At 38.7% G+C, this 16,363-nt stretch carries 16 protein-coding genes; 12 read left to right on the forward strand and 4 right to left on the reverse strand.

Going from position 1 to position 16,363, the window contains the following annotated elements; all coding sequences use genetic code 11:
- Positions 1-214 precede the first annotated feature (214 nt).
- Positions 215-1,099, reverse strand: a complete 885-nt coding sequence (locus CSV63_RS10670; protein ID WP_099695778.1) for an amidase — start codon at positions 1,097-1,099, stop codon at positions 215-217.
- 217 nt (positions 1,100-1,316) lie between these two features.
- Here CSV63_RS10670 and CSV63_RS10675 point away from each other — a divergent pair, with 217 nt between their 5' ends.
- From CSV63_RS10675 to CSV63_RS10690, 4 genes are all read left to right on the forward strand, one after another.
- Complete coding sequence (locus CSV63_RS10675) at positions 1,317-2,390, forward strand: hypothetical protein (protein ID WP_099695779.1); 1,074 nt, start codon at positions 1,317-1,319, stop codon at positions 2,388-2,390.
- A gap of 101 nt (positions 2,391-2,491) precedes the next feature.
- A complete protein-coding gene (locus tag CSV63_RS10680) occupies positions 2,492-3,337 on the forward strand; it encodes a response regulator (RefSeq protein WP_158233950.1) in 846 nt (281 codons plus the stop codon).
- Entirely contained in the window at positions 3,330-4,370 is a 1,041-nt protein-coding gene (locus CSV63_RS10685; RefSeq protein ID WP_099695781.1) for a HEAT repeat domain-containing protein, read from the forward strand. Before CSV63_RS10680 ends, CSV63_RS10685 begins: the two co-directional genes overlap by 8 nt.
- Position 4,371: 1 nt before the next feature.
- Positions 4,372-5,796 (forward strand): glycosyltransferase family 2 protein, encoded by a 1,425-nt coding sequence (locus CSV63_RS10690; protein WP_099695782.1) that lies wholly within the window; start codon positions 4,372-4,374, stop codon positions 5,794-5,796.
- A gap of 200 nt (positions 5,797-5,996) precedes the next feature.
- Here the strand turns inward: CSV63_RS10690 and CSV63_RS10695 are convergent, their stop codons facing one another.
- Entirely contained in the window at positions 5,997-6,896 is a 900-nt protein-coding gene (locus CSV63_RS10695) for a catalase (protein WP_099695783.1), read from the reverse strand.
- A gap of 110 nt (positions 6,897-7,006) precedes the next feature.
- Here CSV63_RS10695 and CSV63_RS10700 point away from each other — a divergent pair, with 110 nt between their 5' ends.
- On the forward strand, positions 7,007-7,558 hold the full coding sequence (locus CSV63_RS10700) for a YusW family protein (RefSeq protein ID WP_099695784.1): 552 nt from the start codon (positions 7,007-7,009) through the stop codon (positions 7,556-7,558).
- 82 nt (positions 7,559-7,640) lie between these two features.
- Here CSV63_RS10700 and CSV63_RS10705 read toward each other — a convergent pair whose 3' ends face one another.
- The gene (locus tag CSV63_RS10705; RefSeq protein ID WP_099695785.1) at positions 7,641-7,985 is read right to left on the reverse strand and encodes a DUF3899 domain-containing protein; all 345 of its coding nucleotides are present in this window, start codon (positions 7,983-7,985) and stop codon (positions 7,641-7,643) included.
- A 191-nt stretch (positions 7,986-8,176) separates the two neighbouring features.
- Here CSV63_RS10705 and CSV63_RS10710 point away from each other — a divergent pair, with 191 nt between their 5' ends.
- The 6 genes from CSV63_RS10710 (at position 8,177) to ytvA (ending at position 14,971) form a co-directional block, all read left to right on the forward strand.
- Entirely contained in the window at positions 8,177-9,907 is a 1,731-nt protein-coding gene (locus CSV63_RS10710) for a peptide ABC transporter substrate-binding protein (RefSeq protein ID WP_099695786.1), read from the forward strand.
- A gap of 171 nt (positions 9,908-10,078) precedes the next feature.
- Positions 10,079-11,011, forward strand: coding sequence for an oligopeptide ABC transporter permease (opp3b, locus tag CSV63_RS10715; protein WP_099636523.1), 933 nt, complete (start codon positions 10,079-10,081; stop codon positions 11,009-11,011).
- Positions 11,011-12,036, forward strand: a complete 1,026-nt coding sequence (gene opp3C / locus CSV63_RS10720; RefSeq protein WP_099695787.1) for an oligopeptide ABC transporter permease — start codon at positions 11,011-11,013, stop codon at positions 12,034-12,036. The genes opp3b and opp3C overlap by 1 nt, the downstream gene beginning before the upstream one ends.
- 15 nt (positions 12,037-12,051) lie before the next feature.
- Positions 12,052-13,116 (forward strand): ABC transporter ATP-binding protein, encoded by a 1,065-nt coding sequence (locus tag CSV63_RS10725; RefSeq protein ID WP_099695788.1) that lies wholly within the window; start codon positions 12,052-12,054, stop codon positions 13,114-13,116.
- Entirely contained in the window at positions 13,116-14,048 is a 933-nt protein-coding gene (locus tag CSV63_RS10730; RefSeq protein ID WP_099695789.1) for an ABC transporter ATP-binding protein, read from the forward strand. Before CSV63_RS10725 ends, CSV63_RS10730 begins: the two co-directional genes overlap by 1 nt.
- Before the next feature lie 164 nt (positions 14,049-14,212).
- Positions 14,213-14,971, forward strand: coding sequence for a YtvA family blue-light photoreceptor (gene ytvA, locus CSV63_RS10735; RefSeq protein ID WP_233192041.1), 759 nt, complete (start codon positions 14,213-14,215; stop codon positions 14,969-14,971).
- 44 nt (positions 14,972-15,015) lie between these two features.
- Here ytvA and CSV63_RS10740 read toward each other — a convergent pair whose 3' ends face one another.
- Positions 15,016-15,504 (reverse strand): DinB family protein, encoded by a 489-nt coding sequence (locus CSV63_RS10740; RefSeq protein ID WP_099695790.1) that lies wholly within the window; start codon positions 15,502-15,504, stop codon positions 15,016-15,018.
- An 81-nt stretch (positions 15,505-15,585) separates the two neighbouring features.
- On the opposite strand from CSV63_RS10740, the gene CSV63_RS10745 reads away from it, so the two are divergent.
- Positions 15,586-16,224, forward strand: coding sequence for a pentapeptide repeat-containing protein (locus CSV63_RS10745; RefSeq protein WP_099695791.1), 639 nt, complete (start codon positions 15,586-15,588; stop codon positions 16,222-16,224).
- Positions 16,225-16,363: the final 139 nt, after the last annotated feature.

The following is a 16,363-nucleotide window of genomic DNA, read 5'->3' on the forward strand; positions in this document are numbered from 1 at the left end:
AGTACAGCACCTTTGAATAGCGAGATATAAAAAAGACGACTACGGCACAATACCGAAGTCATCTAATAAAAGCGTAATGACTGCAATTTAATTTTTAAAAGTTCCATTGAATAGAACATAAAATCAGAAAGCCATATAGTAACGCTTTAAAAATGCGTTTAAAAAACTTTTTAGCAACCTCTTTCTAGATGCCGCACTCCTCATACATAACTAACTATTTACGTATCATCCAGCTCTCTAACGAATGAATAGCAATTCCACGGAACCCTTCAGCAGGACTAAATGATCGTTCAACTTCTTTTACCTGTTTTTCCATATATGCGTTATTTTTACCGAAGAAAGATAAATAATCTCCTTCAGAAGATTTACTCGTTTCTATTGCAACGCGCGCTTGCTTGCCTGTAACGCTAGCATAATTTATTTCGCTTTTTGCTAAATTGATCATTCCATTAAGACCATCCGCCTTATTACGGTAAGCCATAATATTTATACTATCGGATTGGTCGATCAGCCATTCTGAAAGTACCCCTTCACCTATGACATTCGAATAGTTGATGGAATCAAACCAAAACGGTATATCAATTCCAAAATGTAATCCAAGGTTAGTGGATTTGCTGGCCGCGAATCGGATATTTTGCTGATAACCCTGAACGGTCCCTTGTAAATTAGTATTCCATGTAGGCAAAATATATGGTTCAATATCCAGATGAATACCGGTAAACCTTTCAGTATTTTCGGAAACAGATTGATATTTTTCTACCCAATGAAAGAAGTTTTGAACAGATTGTTGGTCAGTTGCCCAATATGGCGCGCCATCCAGGGCGTGCACTTTTATATTTCGCTCGCTCGCTTTGCGAATAAAGCGTTGGTAAGCCTCATTTGGTATATTTGCGTTAACTTGCAAATACAGCGTAGATACATTTTTTTTATCTAAAAACTCGATAAGTGTATTAGACTGATTAAGTATTTGCGATGTATGCCACAACCACGTGGCTTTTGGTTGGTCAATGCGCATGGTTAGCATGGGTTTTAACCAAATAAAGTTAGATAGAATCAATAGAATCGCTACCATCCAAACGCTTCGGGATTTCTTAGACATTGTAGTCACCTTTCTCTACTTACATAGCATAGAATAGAATTTCATGATATTTTAGCACTATTAATTAATTATACACTAACATAACCTCGATTTTCTAGTATATTTGTACTGTGTTTATGTAAATGCAGATTGTTTGAAAGAATACTAGACAGTATACTAGAAATAGAATTCGGAAAAATTAACTAGTAATCAATACACGTAAAGGAGAGACATCTTAGTGAAAAAAATAGCCATAGCTATACTGTTGATTTTACTCGTGTTGTCTCCACGAATTTATTGGGCTTTCAAAGAAGAGAAAATACTGGATATAGCGGTGATTGATAAATCGGTCGCAAAGGATGATTATCGTGAGCATAACGGTTTATTTCATGTATTGGCTGGAAAGAAAATCGTGCGACCTGACAAGGAACCTTATGATAAAAGTCTTGATTATTATGGATTCGATCCGTATGACCAAGTTGCGATGGAGCCATTTCACGAACGGCCACTTGATATGATCTATGTTGCGGATACATATGGTGTATTCAGCAATGATCTTAAAGCTAAACCTGATGGTTCACGGTCGAAACTACTATACGGTGGTATGGAATGGATGGAGTGGAACGAACTAATGGCTAGCAAAGGTGAGGATACGACATTAATCGTAGAATTCAATAGTTTTGCATCACCAACTAGTGAAGAAATGAGTAAGATCATGCAAAAGGAACTAGGGATTACTTGGACAGGATGGATTGGTCGCTATTTTACTGATTTGTCGAATACAGAAGTACCCCAATGGCTTATTGAAGGATATAAAGAGGAGAAGAATCGTGAATGGTTGTTTGCTGGTTCTGGTCTCGCGTTTGTTCATACATCTGGAAAAGTGATTGTCTTAGATGGACAAGAAAATAAAAGTGCTGCTCATTTTAAGTTAACGAGTGATGGAAAAGAAAAATTTCCAAATGTATATTCATCGAATTATATGTATTGGTTCGATGTAGTGGAACCAGTTGAACAAACCAACATATTGGCGACATATGAATTTGATTTGACGGAAAAAGGTCGTAGTGTATTACATGAGGCCGATATTCCGGAAGTATTCCCTGCAGTGTTGCATCAAGAACAAGCGAATACCTATTATTTCGCGGGAGACTATGCAGATTTTGATAAGAATCCCATTGTTAAATGGCAAGGGGTACATCCCGTCTACAAATATTTTGCTAAAGATGTTTCGGCTTTCTATTGGCTGACATATTTCCCAATGATGGAAGAGATCTTAGATGAAACCTATAAGAGAAAAAACAGTCAATAGGGCAGTGATGCCTTTACTGAAAGATGAGAGTTTCACTGACTACGCATAGTCTACTTGAAGAAAGATTAACAATAAGTTAGCTGAAGAAGGGTGTAATGAGTATGCAAATAAATAAATATGAACTGAATATCTTGGATGCTTCTCTTTTTCGTTCACTCTTTCATTGGCAGATGGCAAACACCAAACGTTTCCGACAAGTGTTCACCCTTGTTTTTGTCAAGAGCCCTGAAAGTCCTGAAATGAAGCAAATTCTTCTGGAGCAGATGCGTACTTCAGATTTATTATTCAGTTTCCCGATAGGTGAACCGGATATCATTTTAATGGCGAATACCGGAGAAGATGAAGCGGATGTCTTTATTGAAAGATTGCGCCGTACCGAATCCACTCGTTCATACCGAGTGGGCGTTTCGGTAATTGAAATTCGTAATGGAGATGCGACGCTTGAAGATGTGTTACAAGTTGGAAATGATTCGGTAAACCGTGCATTGCAATTACAAGGTGATACGCCTTATGTAAAAGATCGTTCTTTTAGGAAGTTAGAGCGACAATGTGTGCGAGTGAGTATTATAGAAGATGACCCCGTTGTCACGATGATTATACAGAAACTAGTGGAGCGTATTTCAGTAAAACAATTGGACCTGGATATCCAAGTGTTCCGTGACGGACAAGATTTCATTGAGTCCAATTGGTATCAGTCTTCCCACACGCATTTAGTCATTATGAATGATATTCTTCCGAGAAAAAATGGATTAGAAGTATTATACGCACTACGCGAATTGCCGAATATGCAGAAATATCACATCTTTATGATGACCAAGAGAAAAAGTGAAGCGGAAATGATTTATGCTTATCAATACGGGGTCGACGAATACATAACGAAACCATTCAATCCGAAATTATTTGAATCACAAATTAAGAAAGTATTGAGACGGATTTATCATGGATAAGATATTACTGTCGTTGCTACTAGTCATTGTAGTATTGCTGATTATACTTTTCGCTCTGTTCTTTTTACTTGTGTTTTATAGAATACAAGAAGTGAAAAGAAAAGAGGCGATTGGAAATTATATCGAAGATCGTCAAATCGACTGGTATGAATATTTATTCGGAGATGGATTTTCACATGTAGCGCTTAAACCTCATAAGAATCTTGAACTCGAAGCGATTGATGAGTTGTTTTTTCGCATTATCTACAACTTTTCCTCAGATGAAATTAATGACAAGGTAAATGCTTTTGCTTCGTTATATATGAGTGATTACTATAGCAAAAAGCTCACTAGTCGGAGTAGGGAACTGCGTATTAATACGCTCAATAAAATCAGCTTATTCAATTTACAGTTTATGCTAGACCCGGTTTCGTCGTTATTGGAAAAAAAGAAAAAGTATTCAAAAACAGAATTATTATTGATTTATGAGGTTTTAGGAAAGTTTTCTCGTACTGACTTCGTAACTCATTTCGTGGCTCCGAAAATCCCACTAGGTGAATTTGATTATAAAAAATTATTGATGGAGTTAGATGAAGAACAGATTAATTTACTAGCGGAAGACTTCAATGTTTTGCCTGAATTGCTTCAGCTGACGATAATCGAAATTATAGGTGTTCATCATTACCTTGATTGGCTTCCTTTATTACATCAGTGTTTGGACAATCCGTCGCAAGAAATACGGATTAGAGCATTAAAAAGTATTGCTGAGCTGGAAGTAGCGAATTCGCTTGAGTTATATGAATCATTCTCTCATTCAACCATATGGGAAGAACGTCTAATGACAGCGAAGATTTTCCGTTTTGCAACGACGGAAGAAGCATTACCTATACTTGAACGTTTAATTAAAGATCCTAATTATTTAGTTCGTGCCCAAGCTGCAAAATCGATTAAATCTTTGAAGAATGGTCACCAAGCACTTTACACTGTTATAACGATGTCTACAGATGAGTTTGCGATCGATGTAGCGGAAGAGATGTTCGGAAAGGAGTACTAAGATGAACGCACCTTTAATCACGTCTTCGTTTTTTGGGTTTGTTGGCTATATATTGCTCGTCTATATGCTGGCTGTTATTTTTTCGTATTCTTCCATGTTACTTATTGCTTTTATTCAGTTAGGAAAAGAACGAAAGTTGCAGAAGAAGTTATCGGATGAAGGAGCGGTAGATTTTATATATACGCAGCCCGTAACGATAATTGTCCCTGCTTACAACGAGCAAGAAGGTGTGCTTGGAAATATTTATTCATTGTTGGCATTGCAGTATCCCCAATTTGAAATATTAGTAATCAATGATGGGTCTATAGATAATACGGAAGATGTCGTAATTGAGCATTTCAATATGAAGCCAATTCGAAAAGTAGTGAATCAACAACTTGAAACACAACCTATTGAAGCGATATATCAATCCGATATGCACCCTAACTTACTGTTGATTACGAAAGTGAACGGTGGAAAAGCGGATGCCTTAAATGTGGGAATTAACGTGTCAAAATACCCATATTTCTGTTCCATCGATGGTGATTCCATATTGGACAGTACGTCACTGTTGCGTGTAATGAAGCCTATCATGGAATCTAATAAAGAAGTGATTGCGACAGGTGGCACTGTGCGGATCGCCAATGGCTATGAAATACAAATGGGGCAAGTCGTTAGAGAAGGCTTGCCGAGCTCAACTATCGTCATAATGCAAATTATAGAGTATATGCGTGCGTTTCTTATGGGACGGATGGCGCTCAGTAAATACAATATGGTGTTAATCATATCGGGAGCATTCAGTGTCTTTTCAAAGAAATGGGTATTGCAAGTAGGCGGATATACTAAGAATACAGTTGGAGAGGATATGGAATTAGTAGTAAAGCTACATGAAGAAATATCGGATCGTAAAGAAGATAAAGAAATTGTGTTTACACCAGACCCTGTTTGTTGGACAGAAGCTCCTGATAACTTCAAAGATTTACGTACTCAGCGTCGACGTTGGCATCAAGGACTAGCCGAAAGCCTATGGTTACATAAGAAAATGGCGTTTAATCCCAAGTACGGTCCTGTAGGGCTACTATCTATTCCGTATTTCTTGTTTATTGAATTGCTTGGACCGGTAATAGAATTGGCTGGCTATGCCTACATGGTCCTATGTCTATTTATGGGAGAAGCATATATAGTTTTCGCTGGAATTCTTGGGTTATTATTCATCTTATATGGATCCCTGTTTTCGATGGCATCCATCTTACTGGAGGCGTGGAGCCGTAATACGTATCCCGCAGTGAAAGATCTATTTCGTCTAGTAATGTTGTCATTAACCGAAGTGTTTTGGTATAGGCCATTGACTCTGATTTGGCGCACGGAGGGGATTAGTAGTGCACTGCGCAGAAAACGTGAATGGGGAAGTATTCAACGTAGGGGATTATCAGAAGATCGTGAATGAAAAAATGCCTGAAGTAACGTGCCTGTTATATCAGGCATATTTTCATTCAAAAAGGTTTCAGTAATGAAATGTAGGGACGTTAACGATTATTCAACTTTACATGTGGATGTATACATTCATACTTGTTTCGAAAAGTATGATTAAAATGGTAGTGTCGAAGGATATATTGTTACTACTCGTATAATTATGATATAGGGAAGTTACCTCGTCTCTCTAACGCCGCGCCGCTTGGCGGATTCGGCATATGCTTTGGAACGAAAATGTAATATTGGATCATCACTGCATTCTATTCCTTGTGTAGTGACTGTTGGATCAAAGATGAAGGACTCTGCGTTATCTGCACGAAGAGATTTCAGTGTCAGGATTCCTGCTTCAATTTTTTCTCGATCATCGGGCCAGGCGATAGTAGGATCATCAATTATATCTCCTTGTTCAGCTAATTGTATGAGTAAGCGAAAACGTATGGACTGGTCTAGTTGTACCTTATGAATGAGTTCGTTTTCCTTAGAGCTATTGCTATTCCCATCATCATTTTGCGGAAGAGGTTGCCATTCGAATCGGACGGCTTGTCTTTGCAAGTCCTTGTTTATCAAATAATACGCATGGATAGAATAGTAATGAAGAGACTCGAAGTTACGGAAAGGTTGTAGTTTTTTTAAAATGGAACCAAATTCTTTGTACTCAGTATCTTGTATTAGTGCATCTATTCGTTGTGACCATGTACTGTTAGAATCAAATGCCTGTAATAGACGAATAAAGGCATCTGGAGTTTTACTGACAAAGCTGGGTATATTGGCCATAGTCAAGTTTGTGAAAGTACCATCAAATAACTGAAAACGAACTGCCATTCCTTTAACTGGATTCAATTGCTCATTTGAGTTTCGGCTTGTAGAACTGTGAGAAAAACGTACAACAGCAGGAACTTCTGTTTGTTGTAGGTGGGCAGCTATTGTCCAAGGTACAGCAGCTCCAGTAGGCTGGAAAGTCGCATCAAATGCGATACCTATTGCGTGTGCACGACGCAAATGATTTTCTGTATGCACTGCTGATTCAATAGAATCAATAGCTACTTTAGCGGTTAAGGAACCTTGATTATTCATAAGAATCACTCCTTTACATACAACATACCCTTCATTAATTAAAGCTAAGCGATTAAAAAATAGAAATTGGGGTATCAATAAAAGTAAGACAACTTTAGGAGGAATAGTATATGAATCGTATGTTACTAACTGGAATATCTGTCTTGGCACTCAGCCTCGCAGCGTGCGGGACTGATACAAAGAATGACACTGTGGAGGAAAACTCAGGCACAACGCCCCCTGTGGAACAACCTTTGGAGCCTGCAACTGATGATACTAACAAAAACACTGTTGGCGAAGGTAACACAGACGCTGTACAGCAATCAGACTCTGCGACGGATAATATGAAAGCAGAAATGGATAAACTATCATTTAAAGAAATCCAAATAGAGGTTTCGTACAGTGGAGATAAAGAATACGAAGCAGATATTGAACAAGACGACAACGAACCAATTGAAGCGAAAGTGGAAGATGAAGTAAATGGCGTATACTTGAAAAACCAAGAAGCATTTGATGATCTGTACCCTAAGGTTAAACAGCTCAATTTGACAAAAGATAGCACAAACCAGGAAACGATTGACCAAGTACTGAAAGTCTTTGGCTTGGATGCAAATTACGAGAAGATTGAAGTGGAAATTAAATTTAATGATGGAAGTAAATTAGACGTAGAAGAACGTAAATAACTCCGAAAAGAGCCTTTCCTTAAGAGAGGGCTCTTTTAACGTGGAAAATAATAGACCTAAGGTGTTCTGTCGGGATTAAAAATTATAAATAGTATACCAGAAGCGCAACAATCATCAAAAGGAAAGTGGGTATACCAGCTGCGAAAAACCATGCCGGACTCATTGATATCGTCTCAGATGGGACCCGCATCGAATCTAGCGCTTCCCTCTGGCCTTTCAAAGCAAAGATTTTTCGTGTACTCTTCGTGAAAAAGTCAAAAGAGCCTGAACGGATAATGAATACCACCGCACCGATAAATAGCAGAAATCCGCTGACGAAAAAGGAGACATTAATATAGCCGAGTAGCGAAATTTCATCGTACACTGAATAAACGGAAATAACAATTACTAATTGCAATAGTAGAAATACAATAATAGTACGTTTCATATGGAATCCTTCTTTTCAATAATAGAGTGTGTAACTACTGTCTATCATACAAGATATATATTAAAATGTGTAGAATCTTCCATGATGGTTCAAAATTATGACAATAGTGTTGTTAGCGTTTACATCTATACATTTTTCTTGTATAATGAAAAAGCTAGCACTACAAAAACATCAAAGGGGAGGTCAACAATTTGAAGAGAAGTAAGTGGCTTATATTAATGGCACTAACATTAGTCCTAAGTATGTTCTTAGCTGCATGTGGCGGTTCGAAAAACGAAGAGAAGCCAGCAGCAGACGGTGACGACAAGGACAAAGATGCGGCAACTGAAGAAAAAAAGCATGCCAAAGACGAAGACGGAGAGCCAGATGCTGAGCAAGTATTATACTTAGCTGAATCTGCCGCTATCCCATCTGTTGACTCATCAATCGTAGAAGATCAAGTTGGCTTCAACGTATTGAACAATATCAATGAAGGTTTATATCGATTAAACCAAGAAAATATTGCAGAACCTGCAATGGCTGCTGAGGAAGCGGAAGTAAGTGAAGATGGATTGACGTATACATTCAAACTTCGCGATGCGATGTGGGCTGATGAAACACCTGTTACAGCAAATGATTTCGTGTATGCTTGGCAGCGTGCAATCGATCCCGCAACTGGTTCACCTTATGGACCATTCATGATGTCTGGCGTAGTGAAAAACGCGACAGCAATTTCCGAAGAAAAAATGGAAGTATCTGAGCTTGGAGTTAAAGCTATAGACGAAAAGACGTTTGAAGTAACATTGGAACGTCCAGTACCTTATTTCTTGTCACTTATGTCTTTCGGAACTTTCTATCCACTTAAAGAAGAGTTTGTAGCTTCTAAAGCGGATGCATTTGCAACAAATTCTGATAACCTTCTTTCAAACGGACCATTCGTTTTAACTAAATGGGATGGAACGGGAGATAGCTGGACTTATGTTAAGAACGAACACTACTGGGATGCAGAAAATGTTAAGCTAAATGAAATTCATGTAAACGTTGTTAAAGATTCTGCAACAGCAATTAAACTTTATCAGGATGGAAAGTTGGATCGTGCAGGAGTTTCCGGTGACCTAGCTATGCAATACCGTGATGATGAAGAAGCTGTTCTTCAATCTGAAACATCTGTATTCTATTTCAAATTTAACCAAGAACGTGATGGTAAAGAAACACCACTTGCTAATGAGAACATCCGTAAAGCTATTGCTAAATCTTTCGAAAAGGAAGACATGGTAGATGTAGTACTAGCTAATGGTTCATTAGCTGCAAACTTCCTAGTGCCAACAAACTTTGCATTCGATGAAAATGAGAAAGATTTCCGTGAATTGAGTGGTAACTACTTGGAGTACAATGTGGAAGAAGCACAAGATCACTGGAAAAAAGGTCTCGAAGAACTAGGTGTTGAATCGCTTAGCCTTGAAATTCTAGGCGGAGACACTGAGCTTTCCAAGAAAATGGACGAGTATTTTAAGTCTCAACTGGAAAGCAATCTAGAAGGACTAAAAATTTCATTGAAAGAAGTACCATTCTCTGTACGTCTGGATTTGGACGGTAACCAAGACTACGATATTCAAGTATCAGGTTGGGGACCAGACTTCCAAGATCCGATTTCATTCTTGGATCTATTTGTAACAGATGGAACAAACAACTTAATGTCTTACTCTAATCCTGAGTACGATAAGTTGATTGAAGACTCTAAAGGCGATTTGGCGCTTAAGCCACAAGAACGCTATGAAGCATTCGCAAAAGCTGAGAAAATTCTACTTGATGAAGACGCTGCAATTGCACCAATTTATCAGCGTGGCTTGATTTTCTTGCATAAGCCTTACTTCAAAGGCTTAGTAGATCATCCATTTGGCGCAGATTATAGCTATAAGTGGGCGTACATTTCAGGTAAATAATCGTAGAGTAGTAAAGATTTAAGTTTAATAGGGGAGAGTATATGGGGGTAGATATCCATATACTCTCTTTTTAGTAACAGCAAATAATTTCAATATTTAATTTATTGTCGAAAAATGTCAAGTGGTTACTTGCGTAATAAGTAAGAAACTCTTGTGGAGGTGTAACATACCGTGGTTAAGTATATTGGAAAACGTATAGTATATATGTTCATAACGTTGTTTTTAATTGCAACGGCCTCTTTTTTCCTTATGCAGACATTGCCAGGTTCACCGATTGCTTCTTACAACAAATTGAATGATACACAGAAAGCAATTGTTGAAAAGAAGTATGGAATCGATAAGCCTAAGCCTGTGCAGTATGCAATCTATATGAAAAACTTGGCAAAAGGTGATTTGGGTACGTCGTTTGTATTTAAAGGGAAGAGTGTCAACGATTTATTGGCTACAAGATTGAAACCTTCTTTAATCTTGGGAGCGCAAGCGATGGTCTTCGGGACTATTGTTGGAATCCTGCTAGGTATGCTTGCTGCATTGAAGCATAATACATTCTGGGATTACGGAAGCACCTTTTTTGCAATACTCGGTATTTCCATTCCGTCCTTTGTATTTGCATCATTGCTACAATATTGGATTGCTTCAGAGTGGCATCTATTACCGGTCGGATTGTGGAATGACGGTTGGAAATCTAGTGTCCTGCCATCGCTTGCACTCGCTATGGGGCCACTTGCCCTATCCGCGCGTTTCATACGGACTGAGATGATTGAGGTTTTGAATTCAGATTATATTATGTTGGCTAAAGCAAAAGGTGCCAATGGTTTCGAAATTGCTTTCAAACACGCATTCCGAAACGCCTTAATTCCTTTGATTACAGTTCTTGGACCACTTGCAGCTGGTTTGGTGACAGGTTCACTTGTTGTAGAACAAATTTTTGCGATTCCCGGAATAGGTGAACAGTTCGTATCGTCTATCATGACGAATGACCATGCCACGATCATGGGTACGACGTTATTGTTCTCGGCTTTCCTTATTGCAGTTATTTTTATTGTGGATATTTTATACGGGGTTATCGACCCACGTATTCGTGTGTCTGGAGGTAAGGGATAATGCGCAATGAAAACGAACAAGAAAAATTAACACCAGAAGATTTTGAGCGAGTGACAATCGACGCGCATCATTCCGAACGAATTGAGAAACCAAGTTTAAGTTTCTGGCAGGATGCGTGGTTAGGCCTCCGCAAGAATAAAGCGGCTATTGTCAGTATGATTATTCTTTTAGTAGTTATCATTATGGCGCTCATTGGCCCCCATTTAAATGGACATGCGGGAGATGCGCAAAACTTACGCCATGCAAACTTACCACCTAAAATTCCAGGTATTGAAGCAACAGGTTTTTTTGATGGGGATGGTAAGCTAGCAGGAAAGACTGTCAATCTATACGAGATGAAAAAAGTTGATGAATATTATTGGTTCGGTACAGATGGACTTGGTCGAGACTTGTTTACGAGACTATGGGAAGGTACTCGTGTTTCATTATTCATCGCATTCGTAGCCGCGGCTATTGATATGGTTATAGGTGTTGCGTACGGAGGGATTTCGGGATACTTCGGTGGACGTACAGATGATATCATGCAACGCGTTGTTGAGATCTTGATTGGAATTCCTACATTAATTGTCGTTATTTTGATGATTATGATTATGGACCCTGGAATAACCGCCATCATTGTCGCGATCACCATAACGGGTTGGATAGGGATGTCGCGTATTGTACGTGCGCAGACATTGAAATATAAATCACAGGAATTCGTATTGGCATCACGTACGCTAGGCGCCAAAGACGGAAAAATCATTACGAAGCACTTACTGCCAAACATGCTAGGGATCATCATCATCAATACGATGTTCACGATTCCAAATGCGATTTTCTTTGAAGCATTCTTGAGCTTTATCGGAATCGGACTTCAGCCACCAGCAGCTTCATTAGGTACATTGATCAACGACGGATACAAAGTGATGGAAAATCAGCCATATGTATTATTGTTCCCGGCCATTGTCATTAGTGTTCTTATGATTGCATTTAACCTAATAGGTGACGGACTACGTGATGCACTAGATCCTAAAATGAAAGATTAAGAGGAGGAGAGCAAGTTGACAAACATATTAGAAGTAAAAGATCTCGAGCTTTCCTTCCATACATTTGCAGGTGAAGTGAAGGCGATTCGTGGGGTAAATTTTGATTTGCAAAAAGGAGAGACGCTCGCAATTGTGGGGGAGTCGGGATCGGGTAAATCTGTAACGACGAAATCTATCATGCGGCTACTTCCTGAATCAAGTGCTGAATATAAGAATGGCGAAATTCTATTTGAGGGAAGAGATTTAACGAAAATTTCTGAAAAAGATATGCAAAAGATTCGGGGTAAAGATATATCGATGATTTTCCAGGATCCAATGACTTCATTAAACCCAACTATGACCATTGGAAGGCAAATCATGGAGCCAATCTTAAAACACCAGAAACTCAATAAATCAGCAGCGCGTAAAAAGACGATTGAACTATTAAACTTGGTCGGTATACCGAATGCGGAAAATCGGTATAAGATGTACCCCCACCAATTTTCTGGTGGACAGCGTCAGCGAATCGTTATTGCGATTGCGCTTGCATGTAATCCGAAAGTATTAATTGCAGATGAGCCGACAACAGCGCTAGATGTCACGATTCAAGCGCAGATTCTCGAATTGATGAAAGACATCCAGAAGAAGACCGATACTTCTATCATATTTATCACGCATGACCTTGGCGTTGTAGCAAACGTTGCTGATCGGGTAGCTGTTATGTATGGTGGGCGAATAGTAGAAATTGGTACAGTAGATGAAATCTTCTATAATCCCCAACATCCTTATACATGGGGCTTACTAAGCTCTATGCCGTCTATGGATTTAGAAGATCAAAAGCTGTATGCGATTCCCGGCACACCTCCAGATTTATTAAATCCTCCAAAAGGTGATGCATTTGCATTGCGCAGTGAATATGCAATGAAGATCGACATGGAGCGCCAACCTCCTTTCTTCAAGGTGAGCGATACACATTACGCAGCGACATGGTTATTGCATTCTCAGGCACCACAGGTTGAACCGCCTGCCCTTATTATTGAGCGTATGAAAACATTTAAAGGTAGCCGGTACTATGTTGAGCAGACGGGAGGTACTGTGTGATGTCAGACAATTTAATTGAAGTACGTAACCTTAAACAATATTTTAATGCAGGGAAATCTACTGAAGTCCGTGCGATAGATGATATTAGTTTTACTATAAAACGTGGAGAAACATTTGGGTTAGTAGGGGAGTCAGGTTGCGGTAAATCCACAACAGGACGTACAATGATCCGATTATATGACGCGACAGCGGGGCAAGTTCTCTATAATGGTGTAGATGTACACGCACCAAAAACTAAAAAGGAAAATCATGAACTGAATAGAAAGATGCAAATGATTTTCCAAGATCCATATGCCTCTTTGAATCCACGGATGAAAGTTTTGGATATTATTGCTGAAGGACTAGATATACATGGTCTAGTAAAAGGTAAAACGGATAGAAAGCAACGGGTAATTGATTTGCTTGAGATTGTTGGCTTAAATCGTGAACATGCTGAGCGTTATCCGCATGAGTTCTCAGGCGGTCAACGTCAGCGTATCGGAATTGCACGTGCATTAGCCGTAGAGCCTGAGTTCATCATTGCGGATGAACCGATATCTGCATTAGACGTTTCAATCCAAGCGCAAGTCGTCAACTTGTTGAAAGAATTACAGGAAGAAAAAGGGCTGACCTATTTATTTATTGCTCATGATCTATCGATGGTTAAATACATTTCCGATCGCATTGGCGTGATGTACTTCGGCAAACTGGTGGAGGTGGCTCCAGCGGATGAATTATATCGAAATCCCATGCATGCCTACACAAAGTCTTTGTTGTCAGCGATTCCACTACCTGACCCGATTTATGAACGTTCACGTGTGCGCCATCCGTACAACCCGAAGGATCATAAATATGGACCTGACGAAAAAGTGGAATTTCGTGAAGTGGCTCCTGAACATTTTGTATTATGTTCAGAGAAAGAACTTGCTGAGATGCAAGCCACATATGTATAAAACAACATCCCTCTGATTTGCAATCGTCAGAGGGGTTTTTCTTTTACGATAGTAAAGCCGACGATTATTCATATAATTTGTATGTTTCATTGAGTAATATGCTACTATTAATATATAAATGCCATTTGAATTGATAGGGTGTGGTTAGAATAAAGAAATTAACAGTGGCAGTTCAAAGACAATTGATGGAAGCGATCATTAATGGAAGTAGAGTTGGAGCTTTGGTAACAGATTTATCGCAAGAGGATAATCCAATTATTTTTGCTAACAAAACATTCGAAACGTTGACGGGGTATACTCAAGAAGAAATACTCGGGCGTAATTGTAGATTTCTTCAAGGTAAAGATACAGATCCTCATACAGTCTCGAAAATTAGAAGAGCGGTTTCAGAAAGAACACCTTTGACAATCGTATTGAAAAACTATAAAAAAGACGGTACGTTATTTTGGAATCGACTCAGTCTTCGTCCAATTACTATTAGTGGAGTGCCGTATTGCATTGGTACACAGACAGATGTTTCTGTACAATACAGACAAATAGAAGAGTTGCATACGAAAGATCATGAAATAGAACAGCTTATGTTACCCATCATGAGAATTTACGACAATCTGGCGGCTGTTTCATTAATTGGTGAAATGACTGAAGAGCGTTTTAATCTATTAATTACGAAGCTAAGTGACTACGTTCACTCAAATGAAGTAGATCATGTAATGATTGATATAACGGGTTTATATTGGCAACAAGGAACTTCGATTGATCGGTTGTTAGAAATTCAGCAAGTTTTGAAGCTTATGGGAAGCCAACTTTATATTACAGGCATCTCGCCAGATCTTGCACAAAAATTAGCGTCAGCTAAAGATCCACAGCAAACACTAAAAACTTTTTCAAGTATTCAGCAAGCCATTTACTATATTCAGCGATAGAGAAAAGACCCCTATCATAACAAGTGTTATGATAGGGGTCTTTATCAGATACCGAGTTGTTCTTTTACTTCTTTAATTTGTTCAATATGACGCAGTTCGTGATAGCCGACAAATGGAATCCACTGCGTAAGACTCATTTCACCAAAAACTGGATGTGGATAAGACTTTACTGCTAATTGATCTTCTGTTGCGTTTTTGGCTATATCATGTAAAGTCGAATGAGTAGCAGAAAGCTTGCTCTTCAAGTCATGGAGAGTAGAAAAGTCTGGAGTTGGCGTCAGGAAATCAGGCGCATCTACTTTTTTAGAACGATCCACAGTAAGTTGAATCGGCTTCTTTGTCGTGATGTTTTGATCTCCATTAGAAAGATTAGTCTGAATAGTTTTAGCAATGCTACCTTCCATTAAGTATAGATGTTGTACAATTTGTTTAATAGACCATCTGTTTTCAGCTGGTTTTCGATTAATCACTTCATCGGACAGGTCTTCTATTTGCGCTAAAAGCTCTTTACGTGCTTGATCATTAATTTCCATAATAGTCACCCCTTCTAATCATAGTACCACTCGTAACATGATAAATCCTTTATAAAAGCTTGAGGAGGAGTAGATCTACCTATGAAAATAAAGAAACCTAAAATACCCGAGCATTTAACGTCGGGACAGTTACAAGACCTGCTTCACGAAGAGGATCCATTCTTACAAAACACAAGTATTGTCGATTCTCGAATAGATGGGCAAACAATAGAACGTATGCAATTAACAAGTATGCTCATTAAGAATTCCAGCTTTCAAGGAGCTATTTTACCAGAGCTATTTGCTACAGATGTTCGATTTGAGAACTGTGATTTTTCCAATGCGGACTTGACGGGTAGTAGTATTCACCGTGTGAGTTTTCATAATTGCAAAATGCTTGGTGTGAACTTTGCAAATGCTCGATTCACGGATGTGTTATTGGAGGAGTGTATATGCAATCTCTCCGCATTTGTGCATACAAGATGGGAAAGAGTGTGGTTCGATACTTGCCAAGTGAAAGAAGTGGACTTTTTTGATTGTAAACTAAAAAATACGTACTTTATGAAATGTAATCTGGATTCTGCAAGCTTTGATGAGACGTCTCTAAAAGGAGTGGAGATCAACACTTCAGAATTCGAGAGCATGACAGTATCTATAAAAGATTTGGATGGTTGTGTCGTATCCTCTATGCAAGCGATTCAATTTGCTGCCATGTTGGGATTAGATATTCGTGATGAATAGAGCGACGTAATTAGGTAGTAAAACTACTCTTGAAAAATAAGATGTCATATACTTACCCCTTTCTATTTATGCTGCATAGCTATGTTGGTTTTTTCGACAAATGTAAAGCAGGGGTATAGTAAATGTTCACGGAATAAAT

Origin of the sequence: Sporosarcina sp. P34 (assembly GCF_002743375.1) — a bacterium.
Lineage (GTDB): Bacteria > Bacillota > Bacilli > Bacillales_A > Planococcaceae > Sporosarcina.

What these genes read in the sequence shown, in the direction of transcription:
- CSV63_RS10730 (WP_099695789.1), top strand. Translation starts at nt 13,116, where the DNA reads ATGTCAGACAATTTAATTGAAGTACGTAACCTTAAACAATATTTTAAT.
- CSV63_RS10705 (WP_099695785.1), bottom strand. Translation starts at nt 7,985, where the DNA reads ATGAAACGTACTATTATTGTATTTCTACTATTGCAATTAGTAATTGTT.
- CSV63_RS10690 (WP_099695782.1), top strand. Translation starts at nt 4,372, where the DNA reads ATGAACGCACCTTTAATCACGTCTTCGTTTTTTGGGTTTGTTGGCTAT.
- opp3C (WP_099695787.1), top strand. Translation starts at nt 11,011, where the DNA reads ATGCGCAATGAAAACGAACAAGAAAAATTAACACCAGAAGATTTTGAG.
- CSV63_RS10745 (WP_099695791.1), top strand. Translation starts at nt 15,586, where the DNA reads ATGAAAATAAAGAAACCTAAAATACCCGAGCATTTAACGTCGGGACAG.
- CSV63_RS10740 (WP_099695790.1), bottom strand. Translation starts at nt 15,504, where the DNA reads ATGGAAATTAATGATCAAGCACGTAAAGAGCTTTTAGCGCAAATAGAA.
- CSV63_RS10670 (WP_099695778.1), bottom strand. Translation starts at nt 1,099, where the DNA reads ATGTCTAAGAAATCCCGAAGCGTTTGGATGGTAGCGATTCTATTGATT.
- CSV63_RS10685 (WP_099695781.1), top strand. Translation starts at nt 3,330, where the DNA reads ATGGATAAGATATTACTGTCGTTGCTACTAGTCATTGTAGTATTGCTG.
- CSV63_RS10680 (WP_158233950.1), top strand. Translation starts at nt 2,492, where the DNA reads ATGCAAATAAATAAATATGAACTGAATATCTTGGATGCTTCTCTTTTT.
- CSV63_RS10695 (WP_099695783.1), bottom strand. Translation starts at nt 6,896, where the DNA reads ATGAATAATCAAGGTTCCTTAACCGCTAAAGTAGCTATTGATTCTATT.
- CSV63_RS10700 (WP_099695784.1), top strand. Translation starts at nt 7,007, where the DNA reads ATGAATCGTATGTTACTAACTGGAATATCTGTCTTGGCACTCAGCCTC.